Origin of the sequence: Brevibacillus sp. IT-7CA2 (assembly GCF_949767855.1) — a bacterium.
GTDB lineage: Bacteria > Bacillota > Bacilli > Brevibacillales > Brevibacillaceae > Brevibacillus.
In genome coordinates, this window is sequence record NZ_CATKQT010000052.1 from 297427 (window position 1) to 321284 (window position 23858).

Annotated in this window: 19 protein-coding genes and 1 other annotated feature; of the genes, 7 read left to right on the forward strand and 12 right to left on the reverse strand. The window is 49.2% G+C overall.

The annotated features are described in order from the left end of the window. Positions 1-27: 27 nt before the first annotated feature. Positions 28-1680: a putative polysaccharide biosynthesis protein gene (locus ACM6JA_RS27120; protein ID WP_414854877.1), complete on the reverse strand. Its 1653-nt coding sequence runs from the start codon at positions 1678-1680 to the stop codon at positions 28-30. 204 nt (positions 1681-1884) lie between these two features. On the opposite strand from ACM6JA_RS27120, the gene ACM6JA_RS27125 reads away from it, so the two are divergent. Beyond that, complete coding sequence (locus ACM6JA_RS27125; RefSeq protein WP_414854878.1) at positions 1885-3261, forward strand: phenylacetate--CoA ligase family protein; 1377 nt, start codon at positions 1885-1887, stop codon at positions 3259-3261. Here the strand turns inward: ACM6JA_RS27125 and murJ are convergent. Next, complete coding sequence (gene murJ / locus ACM6JA_RS27130) at positions 3236-4762, reverse strand: murein biosynthesis integral membrane protein MurJ (protein WP_414854879.1); 1527 nt, start codon at positions 4760-4762, stop codon at positions 3236-3238. The genes ACM6JA_RS27125 and murJ overlap by 26 nt on opposite strands. A gap of 187 nt (positions 4763-4949) precedes the next feature. Between murJ and ACM6JA_RS27135 the strand changes: the two genes are divergently transcribed. The 3 genes from ACM6JA_RS27135 to ACM6JA_RS27145 are packed head-to-tail and all read left to right on the forward strand — an operon-like array spanning position 4950 to position 8656. Beyond that, entirely contained in the window at positions 4950-6212 is a 1263-nt protein-coding gene (locus ACM6JA_RS27135; RefSeq protein ID WP_414854880.1) for an O-antigen ligase family protein, read from the forward strand. Positions 6213-6216: 4 nt separating this feature from the next. After that, positions 6217-7845, forward strand: a complete 1629-nt coding sequence (locus tag ACM6JA_RS27140) for a hypothetical protein (RefSeq protein ID WP_414854881.1) — start codon at positions 6217-6219, stop codon at positions 7843-7845. Continuing rightward, positions 7838-8656 carry a hypothetical protein gene (locus ACM6JA_RS27145; RefSeq protein ID WP_414854882.1) on the forward strand — a complete coding sequence of 273 codons (819 nt, stop codon included), beginning with the start codon at positions 7838-7840 and terminating at the stop codon, positions 8654-8656. The genes ACM6JA_RS27140 and ACM6JA_RS27145 overlap by 8 nt, the downstream gene beginning before the upstream one ends. A 153-nt stretch (positions 8657-8809) precedes the next feature. On the opposite strand, the gene ACM6JA_RS27150 is transcribed toward ACM6JA_RS27145, so the two are convergent. Further along, positions 8810-10156: a glycosyltransferase family 4 protein gene (locus tag ACM6JA_RS27150; RefSeq protein WP_414854884.1), complete on the reverse strand. Its 1347-nt coding sequence runs from the start codon at positions 10154-10156 to the stop codon at positions 8810-8812. A 211-nt stretch (positions 10157-10367) separates the two neighbouring features. Here ACM6JA_RS27150 and ACM6JA_RS27155 point away from each other — a divergent pair, with 211 nt between their 5' ends. Together ACM6JA_RS27155 and ACM6JA_RS27160 are read left to right on the forward strand one after the other, a co-directional pair. Beyond that, entirely contained in the window at positions 10368-11501 is a 1134-nt protein-coding gene (locus tag ACM6JA_RS27155; protein ID WP_414854885.1) for a glycosyltransferase, read from the forward strand. A gap of 162 nt (positions 11502-11663) precedes the next feature. Beyond that, positions 11664-12491 carry a M55 family metallopeptidase gene (locus ACM6JA_RS27160; RefSeq protein ID WP_414854886.1) on the forward strand — a complete coding sequence of 276 codons (828 nt, stop codon included), beginning with the start codon at positions 11664-11666 and terminating at the stop codon, positions 12489-12491. Positions 12492-12659: 168 nt separating this feature from the next. Here the strand turns inward: ACM6JA_RS27160 and ACM6JA_RS27165 are convergent, their stop codons facing one another. The 6 genes from ACM6JA_RS27165 to ACM6JA_RS27190 all read right to left on the reverse strand — a co-directional run bounded on the left by ACM6JA_RS27165 (position 12660) and on the right by ACM6JA_RS27190 (position 18804). Then, positions 12660-12860 (reverse strand): cold-shock protein, encoded by a 201-nt coding sequence (locus tag ACM6JA_RS27165; RefSeq protein ID WP_007728493.1) that lies wholly within the window; start codon positions 12858-12860, stop codon positions 12660-12662. A gap of 106 nt (positions 12861-12966) precedes the next feature. Then, positions 12967-13728 carry a DUF4179 domain-containing protein gene (locus ACM6JA_RS27170; RefSeq protein WP_414854887.1) on the reverse strand — a complete coding sequence of 254 codons (762 nt, stop codon included), beginning with the start codon at positions 13726-13728 and terminating at the stop codon, positions 12967-12969. Next, the gene (locus tag ACM6JA_RS27175; RefSeq protein WP_414854888.1) at positions 13707-14294 is read right to left on the reverse strand and encodes a sigma-70 family RNA polymerase sigma factor; all 588 of its coding nucleotides are present in this window, start codon (positions 14292-14294) and stop codon (positions 13707-13709) included. The genes ACM6JA_RS27170 and ACM6JA_RS27175 overlap by 22 nt, the downstream gene beginning before the upstream one ends. Before the next feature lie 145 nt (positions 14295-14439). After that, complete coding sequence (locus ACM6JA_RS27180; protein WP_414854889.1) at positions 14440-15738, reverse strand: nucleotide sugar dehydrogenase; 1299 nt, start codon at positions 15736-15738, stop codon at positions 14440-14442. 280 nt (positions 15739-16018) lie between these two features. Then, positions 16019-16429: a DUF350 domain-containing protein gene (locus ACM6JA_RS27185; protein WP_007728502.1), complete on the reverse strand. Its 411-nt coding sequence runs from the start codon at positions 16427-16429 to the stop codon at positions 16019-16021. A 17-nt stretch (positions 16430-16446) separates the two neighbouring features. Further along, the gene (locus tag ACM6JA_RS27190; protein ID WP_414854890.1) at positions 16447-18804 is read right to left on the reverse strand and encodes an endonuclease MutS2; all 2358 of its coding nucleotides are present in this window, start codon (positions 18802-18804) and stop codon (positions 16447-16449) included. Positions 18805-19049: 245 nt separating this feature from the next. Between ACM6JA_RS27190 and ACM6JA_RS27195 the strand changes: the two genes are divergently transcribed. Further along, complete coding sequence (locus ACM6JA_RS27195; RefSeq protein WP_017251059.1) at positions 19050-19424, forward strand: phage holin family protein; 375 nt, start codon at positions 19050-19052, stop codon at positions 19422-19424. A gap of 96 nt (positions 19425-19520) precedes the next feature. On the opposite strand, the gene zapA is transcribed toward ACM6JA_RS27195, so the two are convergent. The 3 genes from zapA to pheS form a co-directional block, all read right to left on the reverse strand. Beyond that, complete coding sequence (zapA, locus tag ACM6JA_RS27200; protein ID WP_007728510.1) at positions 19521-19796, reverse strand: cell division protein ZapA; 276 nt, start codon at positions 19794-19796, stop codon at positions 19521-19523. Positions 19797-19877: 81 nt separating this feature from the next. Then, complete coding sequence (pheT, locus tag ACM6JA_RS27205; protein WP_414854891.1) at positions 19878-22301, reverse strand: phenylalanine--tRNA ligase subunit beta; 2424 nt, start codon at positions 22299-22301, stop codon at positions 19878-19880. A 15-nt stretch (positions 22302-22316) separates the two neighbouring features. Further along, positions 22317-23351 carry a phenylalanine--tRNA ligase subunit alpha gene (gene pheS / locus ACM6JA_RS27210; RefSeq protein ID WP_007728518.1) on the reverse strand — a complete coding sequence of 345 codons (1035 nt, stop codon included), beginning with the start codon at positions 23349-23351 and terminating at the stop codon, positions 22317-22319. 182 nt (positions 23352-23533) lie between these two features. Beyond that, positions 23534-23820 (reverse strand) — a binding site (T-box leader). Positions 23821-23858 lie beyond the last annotated feature (38 nt).

Here is a 23858-nt window from a genome sequence, read left to right on the forward strand (position 1 = left end):
GTGGAGAAAGGGGTTTTTTCGATTTTGTCAATCGTTATTCGTATTGGACTTTAACAAGGAATCCTGTTTCTTCCGAATGAATTGAATAAAGACGCGCAGCTTGTTTCCGCCTGGCAGCCAGTCCAGCTCCTTATCCTCAATGAGTGGAATGATAATAAGCAGCCCCAAGTAGACAACAAGTCCTACACCGACTCCAGCGACGGTCTCTATCGCTCCCAAAATGCGCACTGGTTCTCTTCCCCTGAATAGGAAATCTACTACCTCAGTCGCTCCCCAAGCCAGAAGCAGCATGAGGTTAGCCACCAGTAACGGATAAATGGTATCAAAGCGCCAGTTTATCGGAATCGATACGTAACGGTTGATGACTCGCATATTGAGTACGCAGACAAATGCAGTAGCAACCAGCCATGACAGGGACAAGCCGTCCATGCCGAACATCGAAGTAAACACGAGTGTCGCCAGTACTTTTACAATGACACCATACAGCAGATGCCGCGCAGGGATTTTTTCTTTGCCGATCCCTTGCAAAATACCGTTTGTAGCAAGCAACAAGGAAAGCGGGATCGCCGTGATGCCTAAAATCGCCATTGCACGCGTGCCTTCCATATCCCCATACAACGCCAGATTCGCCCCTTCAGCTACAGCTGTCAGTCCAAGACCTGCAGGTAAGCCGATTAGCCAAGCAAAGCGCAGTGAGAGCTTGGTCAAGGTCGTAATCCGTTCCTGATCCTTTTGTCTGATTGCTTCGGCAATAGCAGGCACGATCGAGAGGGCAATCGACGATCCGAACAAGCTCGCCATTTGCAGAAGTGGTCCTCCCCTGCTGTAAATGCCAAACCACGTATCCGCCGTCAAGCCGTCCACATTCCATATATAGCGGAAGATGTTAATCGCCAGGAAGGAATCGGTCAGGCTGAAAATCGGGATAACCAAGGCGCTGACACAAATCGGCCAGGCAATTCGCCACATCGAGGCGAAGAAGGCACGATCATACCACCAAGTAAGGCGTCCCCACTCCGCCCCGCTAAATACGGAATTTTTCCGGTTGTGGAGCCACATGAGTAACGCTAGAAACCCGAGACTTAAAAATGTACTGATCATCGTACCGAAGTTGACTCCGGTAATCACCGTATCCGTATCTTCACCGAGTGACACGAGATACAGGGAAGCTACCAAAATAAATACGACACGCAACGTCTGCTCTACGATTTGCGAGAGCCCGACAAACAACATTTTTTGATGGCCGTAGAAAAAGCCGCGAATAACCGCAATCAAGGGAACGAACAGCAGCGACATGGAAATCGCCCGAATTGGCTCAATCAAATGCGGATTCCCCATGAGCTTTGCGATGAGTGGGGAGCTTGCGTACAGGAGTGCAAACAAGACAAGTCCGATGGCGCCCATCATGACCATGCTACGGGCCAAAATTTGTCCAATAGAGCCTTGCTTTCCTTCAGCCAATGCCTCTGCAATCACCCTCGACAACGCTACTGGCACACCTGCTGTCGCCAATATGAGAAAGGTCAGGTAGAGAGGATATACTTCCTGATAGAGTCCGAGACCTCTGTCGCCCACAATCTCCTGAAGCGGAATCCGATAAAACATCCCGATAACTTTTGACAAAATCCCCGCTATGGCTAAGATCAACGCTCCCGCGAGAAAATGACTTTTTTTCAACATGGGTAACTCCTTTATTCGTCTCTTTGACTGGACACCCGTGGGGCAGCACCAATCGACATGAACCCACTCTCTATCCTACTATCATTTCCCTCTTCCAGCAAACAGGTATATCGATGGAATTTCGCAGGAATACTGGTGAAAAACAGATTCCATTGATTTTTTTTAATCGTCAGCCTGTGTGATCTGTGAGTAGGAGGGGATATTATGCCCACAACCGAATTTTTGATCCGCCATGTACAGTGGCCGTTAATGGAGGCTTTGAAAGGAAATCGCATCCGTCCTTATATGAAAGAATTGCAAGCAGCTCAGCATCTATCTGCCGAAGAGCTTAACGTGCAGCAGCGAGAAAAGCTGGTGAAGCTACTCGATCATGCGATTCAAAACGTACCGGCCTACACTGCCTTCGCCCCAGACTGGAGCAAAATGCGCGAGATGCCTGAACGCTTTTTGCAGCGTATTCCTGTTCTGACCAAAGCACACTTTCGGCAAAACGCTGATCAATATATGAGCCAAGGCCTACAAACAAGCGGGCTCATTGGAAATCGTACAGGAGGCTCCACAGGTGAGCCTACCCATTTTTATCTCGATCGTCCAACTGTCGAGCGATATGAAGCTGCGCGCTGGTTGGGGCTATCCTGGTACGGCATTCGCATAGGTGACCCATGTGTGATGATTTGGGGTTCGCCACTCGAATTAAACGCCCAGCAAGCTCGCCGCTACCGCTGGAAGGAGCGCTGGTTGAAAAACCGCATGATGATTTCTGCCTATGAACTGGACGAAAGACATGTAGAAACAAACCTGCGCCTCATCCGGAATTTCCAACCAGCCTATTTATACGGCTACGCCTCCGCACTTTATGCGCTCGCCACGATGATGTTACGACGTGGCATGACACTCGGAATCCCGCTCAAAGCCGTGGTCTCTACAGCAGAAAGCCTGCACGAACACCAGCGGCAAACGATTGCCCAAGCTTTTGATGCGCCTGTTGTGAATGAATACGGCGCCCGTGACGGCGGAATTATCGCCTATCAATGCAAGGCTGGGAGCATGCATGCCTTTTCAGGGAACTGTTATTTGGAGGTAGTCGATCCCATTACGCATATTCCCGTCTACAAAGGGCACCCAGGAGCACTGCTTATCACAGACCTGCACAATACCGTCATGCCTCGCCTACGCTACCAATTAGGAGATGTCGTCGCGCTTTCTGATTCAGCCTGCTCATGCAATCTCCCTTTTCCACTGCTTGCTACGATCGATGGCAGAGAAGACGACATGTTCCTATCGTTAAACGGCCGGTACGTACACGGACATTATTTTAATCACATCGTGCGCAATATGGACAGCTTCCGCACCTTCCAGATCGTCCAGCATGACCCGGAGCGACTGAGCCTGAGACTGGTGAAGGAGCCGGAACGTTTTTTGCCTGCCGATGAAGCCAAGCTTTTGGCAGGAATTCGCTCGGCGTTAGGTCAAGTGAGCATCCAAGTTTCTTACGTGGAAACCATTCCCCCTGCAAGCTCGGGTAAGACTCGTTATGCAATCCGGGAATTCCCGCTTACGAGCGCCCTCCCGCTGGAGTAGACCGCTTGCGTACTTTTTGCAGCAGCTCTGATACAAGTGGCTCGCGAACCAAAATGAGCACCACGAGATATAAAAGAGCAGCACCAATAATTCCTAGCGGCAAATACAACCAGACAGGCCATGCGGATAACCATGGATCGACGAGCAAAATAGCACCGGCCATAACTGCGCAGCCCAAAATGGTTTTCCCGGCAGTCATGAGGAAATTCGCTCGTACAGGGCTGCCTACCGCCCTCCATAGCAAAACAAACAGCAGGAGCGCTTGACTGATAGCTGAAACTGCATTAGCCAGGGCAATTCCGCCATGACCAAGCAATGGAATAAGCAACCAGTTGGCAAGAGCATACACACCGATCCCGATCGCCCCGATAATAACGGGTGTCTTCGTGTTTTCCAGTGCATAAAAGGCGCGAGTCAGCAAGTCTCTCGACGCTAAAAAGAATAGTCCCACACCGTAAAACGGCAGTGCCCACGCTGTCAAAGCGACAGAACGCTCATCGAACGCACCGCGCTCAAAAGCTAGTCGGATAATAGGCTCTGCGTATAGCGCAAGTCCGACCGTCACGGGCAACAGCAAAATGAGGAGATAGGCAAGTCCCTTTTGCAGGATTTGCTTCATCTCCGTCATTTCCCCTCGCTTGACATGACTAGCCAACAGTGGGAATAACGGCAACGTAAACGCCCCGACAAAAATAGCCAGAGGCAATTGCATGATCTGGTTCGCATTGGCGAGAGCGGAAACGACACCCGTTCCGAGTCCTTCTGCGAAGCCTCGTTCCAAAAAGGTTGTGGCTTGAGCTACAACCGCACCAATCAAAATCGGAATGACGCGCTCGCCCATGCCTTTGAGAGCAGCGTCCTCACGCCAAGCGAAAGAGAAGCGCTGCTGATAGCCGAATCCGCGCAAAGTCGGGAGAATCGGCAACAGTGCAGCCAAGTAACCGATTGTCGTAGCCATCGAAAGTCCAATCGGACCATACATCGGAACGAGCACATACATGCTGACAATCACCAAAGCTCCATTGACTACCGTGCCAAGCGTTGGTGTAAAGAAATGCTGGTGAGCATTACAAATACTCGACCACAGCCCTGTTAACCCGATGAAAATAGCTGATGGCCACATCCATTGCAGCATGCTAGCCGTGAGTTCCAGCTTCTCACCTGTCAGTCCGAACATCCCAGCAATCTCGTAAGAAAAGACAACTCCTAAGATAGACAGAGTAACGAATATACCCAAAATCATCGTGAGCATCTTCTGATACAAGTCAGTCGTCCGCTCTCCTTTTTCCATCATGCCTCGCATCGTCGGAATCAGTACAGCATTGACTGCTCCCGGTATGACCAAAAACAGCGTCAGCGGGATCGTTGCCGCGATATTAAACGCATCTGCCTCCATCCCAGTGCCGTACAAGCTGGATACATACACACTGCGAAAAAAGCCTAGAAGCCTTCCAACGAGAGTCAGCACGACAATCATGGAAGCAATTTTTAACAAACTCATGTCCACTTATCTCCTATCCCTATTTGAAACCCTACGTTCCAGGCTTGGTTCTATCCCTAAAACTCCCTAGTTATCATATCTTATTTCTACCTTTCCTACCAACCTCTTTCCCCCGGCTTGCTACCGGGTTGTCAGATTCATTATAATAGGTAGGTTAATCCCTACCTGTAGGAGGACTACAATAAAAATGAGAGAAACCGTGTTGAAGTGGGGAAGCCAATCAACTACCTGGTTGTATTTGCTGTTGGCCTATCCAGTAATCGATTACGTCTTGCGACAGATTCTACCGATTCCAGTCATATCTTCTTTGTGGGATGAAGGACTGCTCATCGTTCTGATGCTGTTTACATTCGTTGCGTTTTTACAGTCAAATCGGACGATGCCTGGAATCAAACATTGGCTTGGAGCCCTTTTCGTCTTAGGAGTTGCCATCATGGTGACAGACATGGCGAACTGGGAAGCGAGTGTAGAAGGATTCCGTTCCGTCTACCAGTACATCCTCGCCTTTTTCATGGGCTTCTATTTATTGAAGTCGATGGAAGACCTGGACAAGTTCATGAAGGGACTTGTGCTGGTTGGTTTCATAGCAGCACTGTATGGTGTCTTTCAAGTCATCGTAGGCGTCAAAACACCTGAGTCATGGGTGCAGGAAGGGGAAGCAGTTACAACGCGTGCATTCTCCTTCGTAACGAGCCCGAACGTATTGGGCAGCTATATGGCGTTGGTTACACCGATTGCAGCTGGTCTATTCATGACGGCGAAGGATCGCAAGCAAAAATGGATTTGGGCCATCGTTGCGCTGACGACTTTGCTCGCCATGTTGTTAACAAGTTCCCGCGGTTCTTGGTTTGCCCTTGCCTTTGCTGCATTTGTTTGCTTCTACATATGGAACAAACGAGTCGCAGGATACTTGGTGATCGCAGGGATTATCGGGCTTGTAGCCCTGTTCTTCGTTCCTGATTCTGTTCCGCTTGTCGGAAAAGTAAAAGATCGCATTTTCACACTCTTTACACCTGAATACTTCGAATCTAGCAGCCAAGGCGGACGCGTTGGTCGCTGGGGAGAAGCCTATGACAAAATGCGCATCGAGCCACTGTTCGGTGTTGGGCTCGGCCATCACGGCGGAGCGGTTGCTACTCGCCATTTCGGAACGATTTATTCAGACAGTTATTTCTTCAAAAGTCTAGCTGAATACGGTCTGATCGGGATCATCCTGTTAATCGGAACTGTACTCACCATGTTCAAGTATGGTGCCGGACTTATCCGCAACCTCCAAGGCTCGCCGCACTTTTTCGCGATTCTCGGACTGCTGGGTGGATTAATCGCGGTAGCAACGCATAACCTCGTGGAAAACATTTTCGAGGTGCCGTTCATGGCCCTCTATTTCTGGCTGTTTGGCGGCTTCCTGTGCGCATTATTCGTCGACCAGACACAAAATAAAAGGTGGTGAACGCATGCGCCGCAATCCTATTCTCCAAACGATAAGCTGGGCTCTGTACGCCATTGCCCTGTTTCTCATTTACCATTTGCTCGTCAAGCCTGCGTTCCTTGATTTAACCTGGATCGCCTTGCTCATATTCTTGCCGCTGCTGGCGTTTTGCTACTTTGTGGTGCATCCTTCTGAACGTCGTCAGGTGTTGGTGTTTACCATCGGCTTCTTGCTCTTGGATCGTGCGCTAACACGCGTCGATGTGAAAACGACTGCTGCTCTCTTGATCGGTGGAGCAATCGCAGTCATCGTGATTGCGCTTCTCGTGAAATGGTATGGGCGCCTCAACTGGCGTGCAGTCGGCTCGTTGGTTCTGATCGCTCTCTTGGCGAATGTGACGTTTAACAGAGATACACTGACTGCACTGAGCAACTTTACCGTGAAATACGAATCTGAGCGTTTATACAACGGAGATTGGGTGGATTACTTCCCGCTCACGCTGCATGACGTCAATGGCGATGGCAGCATGGAGATCATCACGTACGGCAATGCCGAGGAGCTTCCACTGCCTGAAGAAATTGAAAAGCCAGAGACGGAAGAAGAGAAAAAAGCAATGGCGGAGAAGCTGCGTCATTTGCAGGCTGAACCTGTTTCTCTTTACGTCCTGACCTGGAAAGACGGCCAAATGGTGCGGATGCCGAATGACCAGATCCCGGCAGATACCTTGGAGATCATCAAGGAAAAATTGCCGACAGATTACCCGGGCTTCCCTTATTACACGATGAAAGACGGTCAGTTGGTACCGAATGTACAACGCCAACCATATGCGGAAGGCATGATGCAAATCGGAACGGCACCATATCGTGCGTTTATGCTCGATATGGAAAACATCGCAAACCTGCTGGCGGAAAACGAAGGCAGTATGGACCTGCGTCAAACACTCGGCTCGAAATACACGGATCTGCATATCAAGGATGGTATGCTGACAGGAAACTACGATGGCAAGCCTTTTGGCGGCACGACAAAAGCAACGAAGCTGATGACCACCATGATGCTGCCAGATGGCCGCGAGGGACTCGTTGTCATGGGCGAGCACCTGAGCGTACTGTCTGTCGAGACAGATGGCACACTGACAGAATCTTACACACTGACACGCAAACAGGCTGAATTGGCAACAGGCGAGTTCATTCCTGCCGATATCGACAACGACAAGGTCGATGAACTACTCGTTGCAGGAAAGCCTTCGTACATCTTGAAGCCGAAGCCAGACGGCACGTGGGAGATTTTGTGGGCTAGCGGAGATCGCGACAAGAGCTTCCGCTTCTCTAACTTCGCTACCATCGGCAACAACGAAAAGCCTGAGATCATAGCCAAAGCAAAGAGCTGGGTAAGTACCACAGATACTCGCTATTTGGCTGGCTATGACTACACGCCAGAGGGCTTGAAACAAAACTGGCGCATTTACATGCCGCTGATCAATGTCCAAATCGGCGACATCGACGGCGACAAGAAAAACGAAATCGTTGCGAACATGTACAATACACATCGCATTCTGGTGTTCAAGCAGCACAACATTCCAGTATTCGGACTCACAATCGCACTATTCGTGGGACTCTTGGGGTACGGAGTCGTAAGGAGGTTCCGCCATGCGTAAAGCTACGAAAGCATGGGCACTGCTCGCTGCCATCTGCACAGCCTCCCTGCTCGGTGGCTGCACCTATGAATCAGGGACGAAGGCTTTTGCCACCACCAATTTTGACCAGAAGCCAGATCAATCGACCACCGTCCAAACCGAATCAGGTGCGGAGTGGCTGAAAACGGCTCTGGAAAAAGGCAAGACGGATAAAGAGGCACAGACCTACTGGTACAAGGGCCATGTAAAAAATACGATCCTCTCGCGCTCCACAACGAGTATGTTCAATGGAGCTGTCATCAACGGGAAAGGCTACAATGTGGATGCCCGCATCGCAGCCCAACCGTATTCGTACTATCGGATTCACGACAAGCGCTACATCAAGGCAAATGAGCAGTTTGTAACCGCTCCGGATGAGCCGCTTGCCTTCGACGTATTGAAAGGCTTCGAGGACTGGCTGCCTTTCATGGACCAGGCCGTCCAATTGCCTGAGGAAAAAGTAATTGGCGTCGTCAGCGTTCCGTTTCAATTGAAAATGACCGGAGCTGATTGGTTGAAAAACAGCCAAAGCCCGCTGTTTGAACCACTGAAAAAACAACTGGGAGATCGTCCTGATCTGGATTACATCTTGAAAGAATCCACGATCAAAACAACATTCTGGTTCGGCAAGAAAGACCGTCTGATCCACCAGTACGAGACATGGATCATCCTGCCGCTGCCTGAAGCCGGAACGATGGACCAGCAAGTGATGTTCAACCTGTTTAAATACGGCGATACGGGTGGCATTCACATCAAAGAACCGGAAGAAGTAGAAAAATATTTGCTGTACTAAAAAAGTCTGCTACCTTTGCGTGGCAGCAGACTGATAGGTACGAATCAGAACCTGACGATTATCGTCAGGTCCTTTTATTTTGAAGCAGAAGAAGTATGTCTGTCACGAACAAAACCCCGCAGCCTTCAATGGCTCCGGGGCTATACTGTACAATTATTTTACCAGTTCATCCATCAATTGCGCCAATTGCTTCGCCTGTTCACGGCGCTCGTACGGTTTCACACGCTCTGCAAAATCCGCTCCGCGTTCCTCGCTACCCGTTTGTCCTTGGGCTTTCCACTCCTGATACAGCTTCAGGTACGCTTGCTTGATCTCGTCTTTTTGCTCTGGATCGGCTACTTGACCGAGACGGAAATCTTCAATAATCTCTGTCGCTTCGCCTCTTTTGTTCAGAGCAAGAATCGGGTTGCCGATCCCCATGTATTCGTAGAGCTTGCCCGGAATATACGCTCCGGCGTCAGCGGACACATCCCCGATCAGCAAGAGGGCATTAGCACCTTTCATCAGTCCGAGCGCTTCTTTATGCGGCAGGTTCCCCAGTACACGAACGATGTCACCCAGCCCCAATGCTTCTACACAGTCGCGATTTTCGGAATACCCCGGATAATCGAACACCCCGGCAAAGCTGAGCAAGAGAGCATTTCGGTCTACTGCTTTTTCATCGATGAGTTCCCGGATGGCTTGCAGGAGAAGGCGTGGGTTGCGCTTTTGATACAAAATACCTGCGTACACCGCATGAAATTTGTCCGGAGCAGCATGGCTGGCAGCCAACCCTTGAAAATCAGCCTGATCAAACCCATTGTAGATCAGCTCCATCCGCTTGATGCGGTCCTGGTGCTTCTCGCGAAAATTATAGGCGAAGGTCGCGGTAACGGTCGTGATCGCATCTGCTTGGGACATCACCGCCTCCTCCATTCGCTCTTCCATGCGCTCTCGCCATTCGATGCCAGACGTGTGCATATTTTGCGTCCACGGATCACGGAAATCCGCTACCCATTTGCAGTCAAACTCACGGGAAAGCTTTTTCGCAATCAAATGGTTCGTTACTGGTCCCGATGTGGAAAAAATCACGTCAATCTTTTCACGGCGCATAATTTCCCGCCCCAGCTTAAGCGCATTCGGCATCCACAGGATTTGGTCGTCTGGAATCAACAAGCATGGCTTTACTTTTTTCAGCACATTGACGATCTGTTTTTTTACCTTCGCCTTGAACGAAGGCTGTGATGGTGTCGACGTTGTATTGGCACTAGCTGATGCGGCTTGTCCCCCTCGATTCGGCAGCAGCTGCCACTCCTTCGCTCGGTGAATGGTGACATCACTCGGCAGCTGTGCCAAAAGGGATGGATCGAGCGTCGCATGATAAGCAGGATCTACTGTTAGCACATGGACATTCCAGCCAAACTCCCCCAAATATTTGGCCATTTTCAACGGTCTTGGCACGCCGCCTCCACCAATAGGAGGAAATATGTAGCATATGATCAACACGTTGTGCGTATTCATTTACGTAACCGTCCTTCTCCATTTCAATTTTCCATCATCAACGATACCATAAGTGCTGTCTTATTGCGAATCTAGCAGGCATCTGCTATAGTGAAAATGGCTTTGTTTATAAATGATCGTTCATTTTTTCGGTACACCGCCTCTATTCGGTCGTACCTCCATTTACATACCTCAGTAAGAGGTTTTTTAATTACGATTCGGGTGAATTCAGATGAGCAAATTACGAGTCCTCCACGTGATTGGCGGGGGGGAATTTGGCGGTGCTGAACAACATATTCTCAATTTGGTCACTACTTTTCCTGTCGACGAAGTAGATGTCGCAGTCGTATGCTTCTATGATTCTCTATTCGCGAGTAAATTGCGGGAATCAGGCATCCAAGTCATTACACTGAATCAGTTCGGACGTTTTGACTTACGATTGCTGCAGGCTCTGCGGAATGCCTTTTCCACATTCCAACCTGCGGTCATCCATACGCATGGGATTAAAGCTAATTTCTTTTCCCGACTGGCAGCTCGCGGTATGAAGGTGCCTTTGCTGACCACTGTTCACAGCTCCCTCCGTTATGATTATACAAGCTCCTTGGCCTATGCCATTGTCAGCATAATGGAAATGAGCACGAGACATTGGAACCGTCATTATATCGCGATCAGTGGTGCGATTGCCGATATTTTACGGGGGCAGGGTGTTCGTTCGTCTGACATTAGCGTGATTTATAACGGAATGGACATGAAGCCTTACCGGCAAAACCATTTACGAGCGAATGACCGCAATCGACTGCGTGCGGAATGGAACATACCAGAGGACGCCTTTTTGTTCGGGACAGCAGCTCGCTTTGTTCCCGTAAAAGGTCTCCCGATTCTGCTCGATGCTTTTCATACGCTTATGACGGACAAGAAAGAGGCCCCTTATCTCGTGTTGATTGGAGACGGCTCTGAACGTGCTGCGCTCGAAGCCAAGGTAAAAGAATTGGGGCTGGAATCGCATGTTCGCTTCGCTGGATTTCGGCAAGATATTCCTGCGTGCTTGCATGCCTTAGATGGCTTTGTCCACTCTTCTCTGTACGAAGGGCTAGGTTATACCATCATTGAGGCGATGGCTTCGGAGGTTCCTGTCGTAGCAAGCAGTGTCGGCGGTGTGAAAGAGTTTGTTTTCGATGGCGAGACGGGACTAATCGTAGAACCGGGAAATCCCGCTTTGTTGGCGCAAGCAATGGAACGGCTATGGACTTCACCACAGTTGCGTGAGACCATGGTGCAAAACGCGCTGAACAAAGTAGAATCCACTTTTACCATTCAACTCATGACCGAACAAATTGTTGTTCTTTATCGTACGTTACTGAAATGACGAAAAGCACGGTGAAACGCGAACAGCGGGCATCGTGCTTTTTCATATGATTTGTTTGAAGAATCTGTTTTTATGGTTGCCTACTCATGATCAATCTGGTTACATATGAATTGGAACTATTTTGTATAACAAGCTGCACCAGACAGAAAGGGTGAAAATGAGATGAAACTATTTCTTTCGGTAGACATGGAAGGTATTTCAGGTATTGTGGATACGAGCTATATTAACCCAGATTCGGGGGTTAACTATCAGCGTGGCCGCCAGTTTATGACGGACGATGCCAATGCGGTTATTGAAGCTGCACTTGAGTCTGGCGTAACGGAAATTGTTGTAGCAGACAGTCACAACACGATGAACAACATTCTCTGGGAAAAGCTCCATCCTAAAGCGAGACTGTTGGCAGGTTCTCCACGCGATTCTTCCATGATGCAGGGACTCGATGAGAGCTTTGATGCAGCGATGTTTATTGGCTATCATACCCGCCAAGGGATTCCTGGCGTACTTAGTCATACGATGTCCGGTGTAGTTCACAATATGTATATCAACGGACAAGTCGTGGGTGAGTTCGGCTTTAACGCCGCGATTGCGGGCATGCACAACGTTCCTGTTGTCATGGTGTCTGGTGATAATCTCATCGCCGTCGAAGCACAGGAAATGATTCCAGGCATTCAAACAGCAATCGTGAAGGAAGCTGTATCCCGCACAGCTGCTATCTGTCTCTCGCGTGAAGAAGCGACCGCTGAACTGAAGCGCAAGACAGCCAATGCCTTGCGCAACCGGAACAACATCCAACCATTCCGTACAGCTGTACCTGTAGAGCTGGCGATGGAATTCTCCCATGCAGGACAAGCTGAGATGGCCGCAATTGTCCCGGGCACGCGCTATGAAACAGCAACAAACACTGTTTATTACAATGCAGCCAATCCGCAAGATATGTACAAAACGATGCGCGCCATGCTGAACCTGGCGTCGGGTGCTGAATTTTTTTAAAAAGCTAAGGGAGAAACGGAAGGGCTGAAATCAGTTCTTCCGTTCTCTTCTTTTTTTTCCATTTATTAATTGGTTTTATGAAGCCACTTCTTTCCCCCACTGCCGCTACTCCTCTTAACCAAATAAAAAAGCAGACCCATCACCTGAGTCTGCTTGTCGTTTCAGCTTTTATAATCTCCGAACGTTCGTCGCTTGAGGACCGCGTTGACCGTTTTCTACGTCAAACTCAACCTCTTGTCCTTCGTCCAAGGATTTGTACCCTTCGCCCTGAATAGCGGAGAAGTGAACGAATACGTCATCTCCACCATCACGCTCGATAAAACCGAAACCTTTTTCACTGTTGAACCACTTTACTCTTCCACGTTCCATTTTTGCCTCCTAGCATGTAACCCTTACATGACATTTGAAATATTGTCTTACCTCGGTTACTATTGCCATTTACGAGGCTTATTATACATGACCGAATTTTTTTCTCCTACTTCGCAGCCTCTGTTGCTTCTTTGGCTTTGCTCTGGTCCACAATAAATTGTCCCTTCCAGTTGCCCTTTGTTTTGCCGATCCGGTTCACATCGATCTTCAAGGTGAGTGGCTGAGGTAGCTTGACTCCATGCGTGACGAAGGCAAGAACGCCCTCTGGCTTGTCATGATCGGCTATTCCCACCTCTACTTCCTTACCGGTCTCGTCTGTTAAGTAGAAAGGCATATTATCCTCTTTGGTCCCGATAAAGTTTAGAACACTTGTACCTTCCAAGCCTTTTTCCTGGTACACAGGATTGCCATTTGCTTCGCCTACCACATTTAAACCTGTCGTATCGAATTCGAAAGGCACCAGTTCTCCATTTTGTTGTTCAATGCGATAGTGCAGCAGAACTTTGCTTTCTTCCGCATACACTTCCGTAAAATGAATCGTAATCCCCTGATCGGTAATTTTTTGATCGATCGGAATGGACAACCCTTTTGCCGCTGCTCGCTTAACCTCTTCACCGACCAAACTGTTCAAGTCTTTTGGATTGTCTGCAAAATAAGAGGTTCCATTTAAAGCCGCATATACTCCAGTCGGCAGTATAATAGCAGCAACTAATCCCATCATAACTAATTTTTTCTTCATCGTTACAGTCTCCTTTTTTTCGTGATAGCGATGAAAAGACTGCCTGACGCGCTGATCTATTTCATCAGGGATCGTGGTTTCGTCCATTTGCTTGGTGAGTGACTGTTTTATGATTTTTTCGATAGACATATTTGGAGTTCCTCCTCATTCCATTCGACGTCAATCCACTCGCGGATTCGCTTTAATGCTAGATGATTTCTCGATTTTGCTGTCCCCACAGGTATTTGCAGCAATTCGGCTATCTGGTCGTACGTATAATCGTAGTAATACCGATAAATGACGACGATCCGCAGCTTGAACGGCAGCTTTTGGATTGCTTGCTGCATCTCTGTGGCAGACTCCATCGCAAGCATTGGCTCATCCGGCGTTTCGACATGTTGCTCTTCTTCCAAGCTCTGTTTTCGTTCTAACAGACGGAATCTTCTCCAAATCTGTCTACGCCAGTTTTTCACCTGTCTAATGACAATCCCATTCACCCAGAAAAGAAACGGGCGCTTGCGATCATAGGCAGGCAGTGATCTCCATAGCTGATAGTAAATTTCGCTTACAATATCATGAACATCTTCTTTATTCGTGACCATGGCTGCTACGGTACCGTAAATTTTTGTCCGCGTCATGCTGTAGATCACCTCAAAAGCTTCTTGATCTCCATCAAGCAAACGGTCCAGCCACAGTTCTAACATTTGATCATTCATCGGAGGGCCCCCTGAAATTGTATACACCTTGTATTGGCTCTCTCGTTCAATATGGTTCACTACTTTATAAAAAAAACCTCTCCAAACGCTTCTACGTGCGTTTAGAGAGGTTTTCTCGTACGAATCAGTGGAACTTGTTCAAGAATTAAATGCGCACCACAGTTGCCTTGCTAACAAGGTCACGCGGGATGCGGTTCTTCGTATCGAAGAGGATCGGCGCATCAGCCATCTTTTCAGCAACATTAGCCCAATCCGCCTCAGCAAATTCCTTTTGGACAGCAGTCAGGAACAACGCGTCTGCTCCATTCACTGCTTTGTCCAGACTGTCAACCTTGTGATCATACACAGTCGGAACAGCCGGATCGTAGGAACGAACGTCTACTCCTTTTGCCATGAGCACCTTGATCAGGTCGTGGACAGGGCTTACGCGGTCGTCATTGGAAAAGTCTTTCATTGCCATCCCCAACACAGCTACGCGGCTTCCTGCCAATGTCTTGCCATTATTCTTCAAGGCTTGCTCGAGCATGCCGATCAACACTTCAGGTACTGCATCATTCGTGTTGCGAGCCAGTTGCAGAATCGGCAGGTTTACTTCCAATTCACGTGCCTTAGGCTGCAAGTAGTACAGCGCATTCGGCAAGCAGAAGCCGCCTACACCCGGTCCTGGCGATAACAGGCTAACACGCGTGTGCGTATTGGCAACCTTGATCAACTCGAACGTATCGATGCCGAATGCCTCGGAGAAACGAGCGAATTCTTGTACCATCGCAATGTTCACATCACGCTGGATGTTCTCGATGACTTTTGCTGTCTCGACTACGCGGATATCCGTGATCGTGATGTCCGTCTCGCTGATGAAGGACAACAACTCTTTTCCTTTTTCAGCGCTTTGTTCATTGATGCCACCCAGAACGAGCGGCATATGGATGAACTCTTCAAAAGCACGTCCTTCTGCAATTCGCTCCGAGCAGTATGTCAGGTAGAAATCGACACCAGCAACAAGACCGCTTGTTTCCTCCAAAATCGGCAGAATCACATCTTCTGTCGTTCCTGGTACAACGGTACTGCGGATCATGATGGTATCGCCTTTTTTCAGTACACGACCGAGCGACTGTGCACAGCTTTTCAGCGGTCCGAGATCAGGATCGCCGTTATGAACAGGCAATCCGACTGTTACAATATAGTTATGGACTTCCGCAGCAGCTTCCTCGTAGGAGGACGTTGCACGGAAACGTTTTGCTTCAATCTGCTCTTTGAGGATCTCTGGCAACGTTTTTCCCTGATAGGACTCCAGGTGATGGGAATGTGCCGCATTGATCTCATCGACGACATGCGGTAAGACGTCAATACCGATGACGTTTGCTCCTTTCATGGCATAGGTAAGCGCCAACGGCAAGCCTACAAACCCCAATCCCACAACAGCTACGCGTACAGGTTGAGTCATTGCGTATCTCCTCTTTCACATTCTCTAAGTAAGGTCCGTATGACTGTAGAAGTCACGCGGCCAACTTGCTCATTTTTTAGGACAGGTAGTAAACACCTGCAGCGATAAAAAGCACACACAATCCGATGAGGACCTTGTACAACGTTTCCAAGGCTGTTCCTCCCCCATACAATCTTGGCTTGTCCTCTTTTTCGTAAAAAGGACTTTGATTGGGCAGAATAGTTTGGTACTCTTTCGCCAAATCAAATTATACTCTCGTTTGAAATAACGTTCAACCCGTCTAACGAGGCAAGGATGCCCCTATGATATACGAAAAACCGATGGACAGGACCATCGCAATAAAACCAATGGCCCTGTTATCTTTTGCAATTTCCTGATCGACATTAAATGTAGGGGTCATGAATTCAAAAATGAAGTACGCAGACAACAACAGGAAAAATCCGAATGTCGCCCAAATCAACGCTTCGCCCAAAGACAAATGCGCCTGAATGGAATAGCGGAAAATGTTCGCGATCCCAAAAATTTTCCCGCCTGTTGCCATTGCTACGGCCATGTTCCCACGCTTCAATTCTTCCCATACACGATAACGCGTCACTAGTTCAAAAATGGCTAAGAATAAAACCATCGCCAGTCCAGACACAGTAAAATAAGCTGCAGTTGCAAAATATGGATTGTGTAGAAGGCTTTCCATATGTCCCTCCCGACCTCTTATTTCAATTCGGCAATGGTAGCACCTACGCCGCCTTCTCCTTGACCACCCAAGCGGAAGGATTTTACATTACGATGACTTCTCAAATACTCGTGTACGCCTTTGCGCAGTACCCCTGTCCCATGTCCGTGAATAATGGAGACCGAGTGCAAGCCTGCCAACAGTGCATCATCTAAAAACTGATCGATTTCCCGAATGCTGTCTTCGACGTTGTAGCCGCGCAAGTCGAGATCCATCTTGATATTGTCACTGCGACGCTTCACAGAGGTGTACGGAGCCGCTTGTGGTTTTTGCTGGATCGAGTTTTGTACATGCATATCATCGCGCTTCACTTTCATTTTCATGATCCCGATCTGCACGAGGAATTCTTCATTGTTTACTTTTTCCAGCACGGTTCCTTTTTGTCCGAAGCTCGTCACCATTACCTCGTCGCCCACCTTGATCTGTGTGGCACGAACTGCTTTTGCCGGCTTCTTCACCTTTTCCTTCTCCAACTCAAGGACGGCATTGCCCAAGCGCTTCTTCGCATCGATGAGACGATGCTCCTTGATTTCCATGCCTTCTGCCATCATTTCGCGCAGCTCGCGAATGATCGTTTCAGCTTCTTCTTTTGCGAGTTGAACAGCAATTCGCGCTTCGTCCTCTGCTCGCTCCATTCGTTTGTTTTTCTCTTCAGCAAATTGCGCGCGCTCTTCTTCCAGCTGTCTACGCAGCTCTTCCGCTTCCTGGCGTGCCGCTTTTGCCGCCAAACTGTCTGCTTCCGCTGACTTGCGATTACGCTCCAACGAAGCAATCATGCTCTCGACCTGATTGTCTTCCTCACTGATCGAGCCGCGCGCTACATCAATGATGTGTTCCGGCAATCCCAGACGTCTTGCGATGGCAAACGCGTTGGATCTGCCAGGCACCCCGATGAGCAAGCGGTAAGTAGGACGCAGCGTCTGTACATCAAATTCTACGCTGGCGTTGATGACCTCGGGTCTATCGTAGGCATACGCCTTCAATTCACTGTAGTGAGTCGTAGCAACCAATCTCGCGCCGGAATCAATCACATGGTCGATGATGGACATGGCCAGAGCAGCACCCTCTGTCGGGTCTGTTCCTGCCCCTAGCTCGTCAAACAGAACCAAGCTCTTGTCGTCCATTTTCGCCAAGATTTGAATAATATTGGTCATATGGCTCGAGAATGTAGACAGGCTCTGCTCGATGGATTGCTCATCCCCGATATCGGCAAAAATGGAGGAGAATACGGTCATCTCGCTCTCTTCCTCTGCCGGAATATGCAAGCCTGCCATGGTCATCAAGGACAGCAGTCCGATTGTTTTGAGGGAAACGGTTTTTCCGCCTGTATTCGGGCCTGTCACAACAATCGCCTGATACTCTCCACCTAGCTCCACATCTACAGGAACGACAACTTCTCGTGGAATGAGTGGATGACGCGCTTTTCGCATGTTTACGTATCCGCGATCATTGATGCGTGGGCAAATCGCCTTCATGCTCCAGGCAAGCTGAGCCTTGGCAAACATAAAATCGAGCTCTGTCAGCGCTTCTGTGTTCTCGATCAAAGCTTCTACCGCAAAGGATACCTGCTCTGTCAACACATACAGAATGCGCTCCACTTCACGCTCCTCGCGCAGGCGTAGCTCGCGAAGCTTGTTGTTCATCTCGACGATCACTTCCGGTTCGATAAAGAGCGTCGCCCCAGATGCCGACTGATCGTGAACAATTCCGCCAAATACAGAACGATACTCCTGCTTCACCGGAATAACGAAACGATCGCCACGAATCGTAACGATGTTTTCCATCAGCATTTTTTGGTAAGTAGACGAGCGTGTCATTTGATCGAGCTTTTCGCGAATGCGCGACTCGAGCTGTCTAATCTCCTGACGTACCTGTCGCAATTCAAGACTCGCGCTGTCCAAAATATCGCCATTTTCATCAATACAGCGGCGAATTTCGGTTTCCAACTCGCGCAGGCCCTCAATACGATCTGCCTCCTGTTGCAATAATGGCAGCTCGTGATCCTCACACATATCGAGCAAAAACGTTTTGAGCCTGCGTCCGGCCATAACGGTGCTGGCGATATCCAGCAATTCCATCGGGGCGAGCATGGCGTTCAATCTGGCGCGCTGTACAGGACCGCGGATATCGCGAATGCCACCGAGAGGCACGCTGCCTTTTAGGCGTAACACGGTTGCTGCTTGTTCAGTCCCTTGCTGAGCGGTAATGACTTCATCCAAGCGTAATAAAGGAATCAGTTCTGATGCTTTTTCTTTACCATATGTGCAAGATGCCTTGTCAATCAACAGGGCGACTATTTTATCGTATTCTAACGTCTTTAAAACGCGTTGTTCCACTGTGCTCCTCCTTCTTTATCCAGCGGCGACCGTTGTACCGTGCGGGCGGGAGCGACGGTCTATACCGGCAATCATTACGATATCTCCCCATTATAACATGGCAGCGGAGCTTAGAAAACTTGGGCAACGGATAGCTTCGGACAGGCACCACCGGCGAAGGATAATTTTACACGTTTTCGTTAGGCATAGTTCTACTCTTTGCGTGAGAGAATGAAAGGTGAAACAACCCTAAAGGAGGAGTACACTTGACGATCATGCGCCATATCGTCCGCTTTATCGTCGCTGCCGTAGTCCTGATGTTTGTCGGCTTTCTGGTCCCCGGCTTTTCGGTTAGCAGTTTTTGGACAGCTCTGTTCGCGGCCGTTGTCATCGCACTGATTGGCTGGGCCGTAGAAGCCATTTTCGGAGATCGAATTTCGCCGTACAATCGTGGTATTATCGGCTTCTTGGTCAGCGCCGTCGTGATTTATCTCACTCAGTTCATCGTCTCTGGCTTCCGCGTAACGATTCTTGGAGCGCTTCTGGCTTCCTTGGTGATCGGGATCATCGACTTGTTTATCCCGATCAAAACCCATATGGATATGCGCAATGGAGATGCCGGGAACAAGCAGGAGACATAGGTAAAATGCAGCAAAGAGCCATCCCATCAAAGACGGGGTGGCTCTTCTCATTTTTACCCACAACGTGAAAAGAGAGGCATTGCGCCCCTCTTTTCCTTAATCTATCGGTTTAGCCTTTGCCTCTTCCTGAATGATTTTCAGCAGTTCTTCGTACTCCTGACGCAAGCGGAAGTATTCATCCGCGATATTGACCGCAGAAAGTACGGCAATTTTGGCAGTATCCAGTCGATGGTTGCCGTTTGCGATTTCGTTCATCTTGTCATCAACGAAACCGGCCACCATGCGTATGTGATTGACACTTGCCTTGCCACTGAGCCGGTATTGTTGGCCAAAGATGTCCACCGTCAAACGATTTTTCCCATCACCTTGCACGAGAGGTACCTCCCTACTGCGACCTTTGCTCTACTTTATCCTTTTTAGGTTACTGAAAATGTCAGATTTCGTCAAGCAATCTTACATGCGCAGTTCAGCGCCTGTGTTGTTTTTCAAGGCTTCGATGACAGCAGTAGTCACTTGTTGAATCTCTTCGTCCTGCAAAGTACGCTCTGCGTGACGGAATACGAGGGCAAATGCCATGCTCTTCTTATCTTGGGCAATACGTTCACCCATGTATACATCGAACAAGGTTACGGACTCGAGCAGCTCTCCTGACGCTTCACGAATCGTTGCTTCCAATGCACCAGCAGCTACACTGCGATCCACAACGAGAGCCAAATCACGCGTTACCGCTGGGGACTTCGGCAACTGATTGTAATGTCCTACCTCGGCAGACACATCAATCAAAGCAGCTACATCAAATTGGAATACGTACGTTTCGGACAGATCATACGCTTTTTCTGTACCCGGATGAACTTGCCCCAGGTAGCCCAGACGTTTTTCTCCTACCCATACTTCTGCGGTACGTCCTGGGTGCATACCTGCGATGTCCTGAACCGCTTTGTACTCGGCAGCTTGGATACCCAAACGATCAAAGAGTGATTCGACAATCCCTTTGGTCTGGAAGAAATCAACAGGCTGCTTGGCACCCATCCAGTTTTGTGTGAGCAGTTGTCCAGTCAATGCACCCGCTACATACAGACGCTCTTCCGGAAGCTGCGTGAGTGTTTCTTCTTTCGTCAAGAACACACGGCCCAATTCGAAAATCGCAACATCGTGGTTTTGGCGGTTTTTATTGTAAGCGACTGTTTCCAAGAGGCTAGGAATCAAGCTCGTGCGCAGAACGCTATGGTCTTCACTCATTGGCATCATGAGCGCAACAGGGTTTACTTTTTCCTGATGCAGACCCGCTACTGCCTCGACACGATCTGGATGAACCAGTGCATAGGAAATCGCTTCATTCATGCCCGTACCGATCAGGTGATGACGGATGGTACGACGCAATTGCTGTTCTTTTGTCAACTGTCCCTGTGTAGTCGAACCGGAAGGCAAGCTGGTCGGAATGTTGTCGTAGCCGTACAGACGTGCAACCTCTTCCACCAAATCCTCTGGCAGCGTAATGTCGCCACGTCTCGTTGGAACGGTTACCGTCCATTTGTCGCCCGCTACTTCATACGGGAATTGCAGACGCTCGAAAATCGGCGATACTTCAGAAGCCGACATGTCGGTTCCGAGATGCTGATTGATTTTTGCAAGCGTAACGGAAACAACAGCAGGCGCAGCTTCGCTTACAACAGCAGAGCTGATTCCTTTGGATACCGTTGCCCCAGACAATTGCTGAATCAGAGCAGCAGCGCGCTCTCCCGCTTCCTGCACACGTGCTTGGTCAACGCCTTTTTCCCAACGTACGCAGCCTTCTGTACGCATGCCGAGCATACGAGCTGTGCGACGTACAGTTTTTGGCGTGAACCAAGCTGCTTCGAGGATGATTTCGCTCGTCTCGCCAGTAATTTCGGAGTTCGCTCCACCCATTACCCCTGCGATCGCCAAGCCTTTGGTCTGGTCGGCAATCAGCAAGGTTTGCTCATCCAGTGTGCGCTCTTGATCGTCCAATGTCACGAGCTTTTCGCCCTCTTTTGCCAGTCGAACGACAATAGAGCGATCAACTACCTGTGTCGCATCGAAAGCATGCAGCGGCTGACCGTACTCGAGCAGGACATAGTTGGTCACGTCTACCACGTTGTTGATCGGACGAATTCCCGCTGCCATCAGGCGATTTTTCATCCATTGCGGAGATGTCGCGATTTTGGCGTTGGTGAAGTGACGACCGTGGTATTGATAACTTTCATTTGTAGCTTCGATCTTGACTTGGATCGGGTTTTCGCCACCATTTTCGGTCAGCTCGATTTGCGGGAATACCACTTCTTTGCCCAAAATAGCGGCTACCTCGTAAGCAACCCCCAGCATGCTCAAGCAATCCGAACGGTTCGGCGTCAATCCCAATTCCAGCACATAGTCATCCAAGCCGAGGTACGAAATAGCATCCATTCCGATTTCCGCATCCGCTGGCAAGACCATGATGCCTTCTTGCTGATCTTTTGCCAGAAGCTTGTCGTTTAAGCCCAATTCTTTTGCCGAGCAGATCATCCCTTGGGATTCTACACCGCGCAGCTTGGAACGCTTGATGTTCAGACCATCTGGGAGCTTCGCACCGATCAGGGCAACGAGAACTTTTTGTCCCTTGTCTACGTTCGCTGCTCCACACACGATTTGCAGGTCTTCTCCTTGTCCTGCATCAACGACGCATACGTTGAGACGGTCTGCATCCGGGTGCTTACTGCGTTCTTTTACATAACCGATCACAACACCGGATACACCTGCGTTGCGCGATTCAACTGCGTCTACTTCAATCCCGCTGCGAGTCAGCTTTTCAGCCAACTCCTGGGGTGTCGTTCCACTCAGATCGACGTATTCAGATAACCATTGGTATGATACCTTCATCTTTGCCTCTCCTCTCTAGCCTCGATTGAACTGACGCAGGAAACGAACGTCGTTGGTATAAAAATGGCGGATGTCCTCTACCGCGTATTTGAGCATCGCAATTCGTTCTACACCCATACCGAATGCAAAGCCGCTGACTTCCTCAGGGTTGTAGCCGGCCATTTCCAGTACGCGCGGGTGGACCATACCAGCACCCAAAATCTCGATCCAACCTGTTTGTTTACACACACGGCAACCGTGACCACCGCAGTTGAAGCATTGCAGGTCTACTTCTACGGAAGGCTCCGTGAACGGGAAGAAGCTTGGGCGCAGGCGAATTTGTTGGTTTTCCCCAAACATTTGACGGGCAAACGTCAAGAGGGTACCTTTCAAGTCACTCATCCCAATTTTTTTATCAATCACGAGACCCTCGATCTGCGTGAATTGGTGGGAGTGTGTCGCATCGTCATCATCGCGGCGATACACTTTACCCGGACAGATCATTTTGAGTGGGGTCTTGCCTTCTTTTTTCAGCATCGTACGTGCTTGCACAGGAGATGTCTGCGTACGGAGCAGCAGCTCTTCTGTGACGTAGAACGTGTCTTGCATATCGCGTGCCGGGTGATCTTTCGGCAGGTTCAGCATCTCGAAGTTGAAGTGGTCCATTTCAACCTCAGGACCTTCTGCCACCTCAAAGCCCAGGCCAATAAAAATGTCTTCGATCTCTTCAATGATTCGAGAGAGCGGGTGCATGGTGCCTGCTGGTACTGGACGTCCTGGCAGTGTCACATCGATCGTTTGAGAAGAAAGCTTGGCAAAGAGAGCCGCTTCTTCAAAGGCTTGTTGTTTGCCGGAGAACGCTGCTTCCAGCGCTTCCCTTACTTCATTCACCAGCTGACCGACAACTGGACGCTCTTCTGGGGACAGGCCGCCCATTCCGCGCAGCAGTTCTGTCAACTCGCCCTTTTTCCCCAGGTATTTGACGCGCAAATCCTGAAGTTGTGCGGCTTCTGTCACTTGGCTGATTTGGCCCAGTGCGGACTCTTTCATTTCTTGCAACCGAGTTTGCACTTCGAATCGCTCCTTTTTTCATTTGATAAAATAACCTCTATCGAGGCCTTCTCATGGATGAGCGACCGCGTCTTAGCGGAAAGTTATTATGCGCTCCGGAAAGTATAAGCACAGTCGCTTTTTCACACTGTGAAGTACTTAAACTTTCCTCCACGTAAAAAAAAAAGAAAAACCCGCCCCAGAAAAGGGACGAGTTACTTTTTTCTCGCGGTACCACCCTTGTTAGACATTTCACTTCCACCCTGTGACAAATCCATGACAACATCACTAGTGGAAAGAGACCTTTGTCTCACTTCAGATCATTGGTAACGGGTATGACCCGGCTGCTCCTACTGCGCAAAAAGCGGTTCAGAGTGCGGCTTTGGAGTGAATTCGGCAGCTATCATGTTAAAGATGCTCGCAGTCTGTGACATCTTCTCCCTGAAAAAACAGATAGGTCCTGCGTACTAGTCTCCGTCATCGCTTTACGTTATAATTGTGACGTAAGGAAAATTATAGCGCAACAAG

Bases quoted from the DNA above. Each gene is read 5' to 3' on its own strand.
- ACM6JA_RS27170 (WP_414854887.1), bottom strand. From the start codon at position 13,728: ATGTCTATCGAAAAAATCATAAAACAGTCACTCACCAAGCAAATGGAC.
- ACM6JA_RS27140 (WP_414854881.1), top strand. From the start codon at position 6,217: ATGCGCCGCAATCCTATTCTCCAAACGATAAGCTGGGCTCTGTACGCC.
- ACM6JA_RS27175 (WP_414854888.1), bottom strand. From the start codon at position 14,294: ATGAATGATCAAATGTTAGAACTGTGGCTGGACCGTTTGCTTGATGGA.
- ACM6JA_RS27155 (WP_414854885.1), top strand. From the start codon at position 10,368: ATGAGCAAATTACGAGTCCTCCACGTGATTGGCGGGGGGGAATTTGGC.
- ACM6JA_RS27120 (WP_414854877.1), bottom strand. From the start codon at position 1,680: ATGTTGAAAAAAAGTCATTTTCTCGCGGGAGCGTTGATCTTAGCCATA.
- ACM6JA_RS27165 (WP_007728493.1), bottom strand. From the start codon at position 12,860: ATGGAACGTGGAAGAGTAAAGTGGTTCAACAGTGAAAAAGGTTTCGGT.
- ACM6JA_RS27180 (WP_414854889.1), bottom strand. From the start codon at position 15,738: ATGACTCAACCTGTACGCGTAGCTGTTGTGGGATTGGGGTTTGTAGGC.
- pheT (WP_414854891.1), bottom strand. From the start codon at position 22,301: ATGAAGGTATCATACCAATGGTTATCTGAATACGTCGATCTGAGTGGA.
- ACM6JA_RS27160 (WP_414854886.1), top strand. From the start codon at position 11,664: ATGAAACTATTTCTTTCGGTAGACATGGAAGGTATTTCAGGTATTGTG.
- ACM6JA_RS27135 (WP_414854880.1), top strand. From the start codon at position 4,950: ATGAGAGAAACCGTGTTGAAGTGGGGAAGCCAATCAACTACCTGGTTG.
- ACM6JA_RS27145 (WP_414854882.1), top strand. From the start codon at position 7,838: ATGCGTAAAGCTACGAAAGCATGGGCACTGCTCGCTGCCATCTGCACA.
- ACM6JA_RS27125 (WP_414854878.1), top strand. From the start codon at position 1,885: ATGCCCACAACCGAATTTTTGATCCGCCATGTACAGTGGCCGTTAATG.
- murJ (WP_414854879.1), bottom strand. From the start codon at position 4,762: ATGAGTTTGTTAAAAATTGCTTCCATGATTGTCGTGCTGACTCTCGTT.
- ACM6JA_RS27185 (WP_007728502.1), bottom strand. From the start codon at position 16,429: ATGGAAAGCCTTCTACACAATCCATATTTTGCAACTGCAGCTTATTTT.
- ACM6JA_RS27150 (WP_414854884.1), bottom strand. From the start codon at position 10,156: ATGAATACGCACAACGTGTTGATCATATGCTACATATTTCCTCCTATT.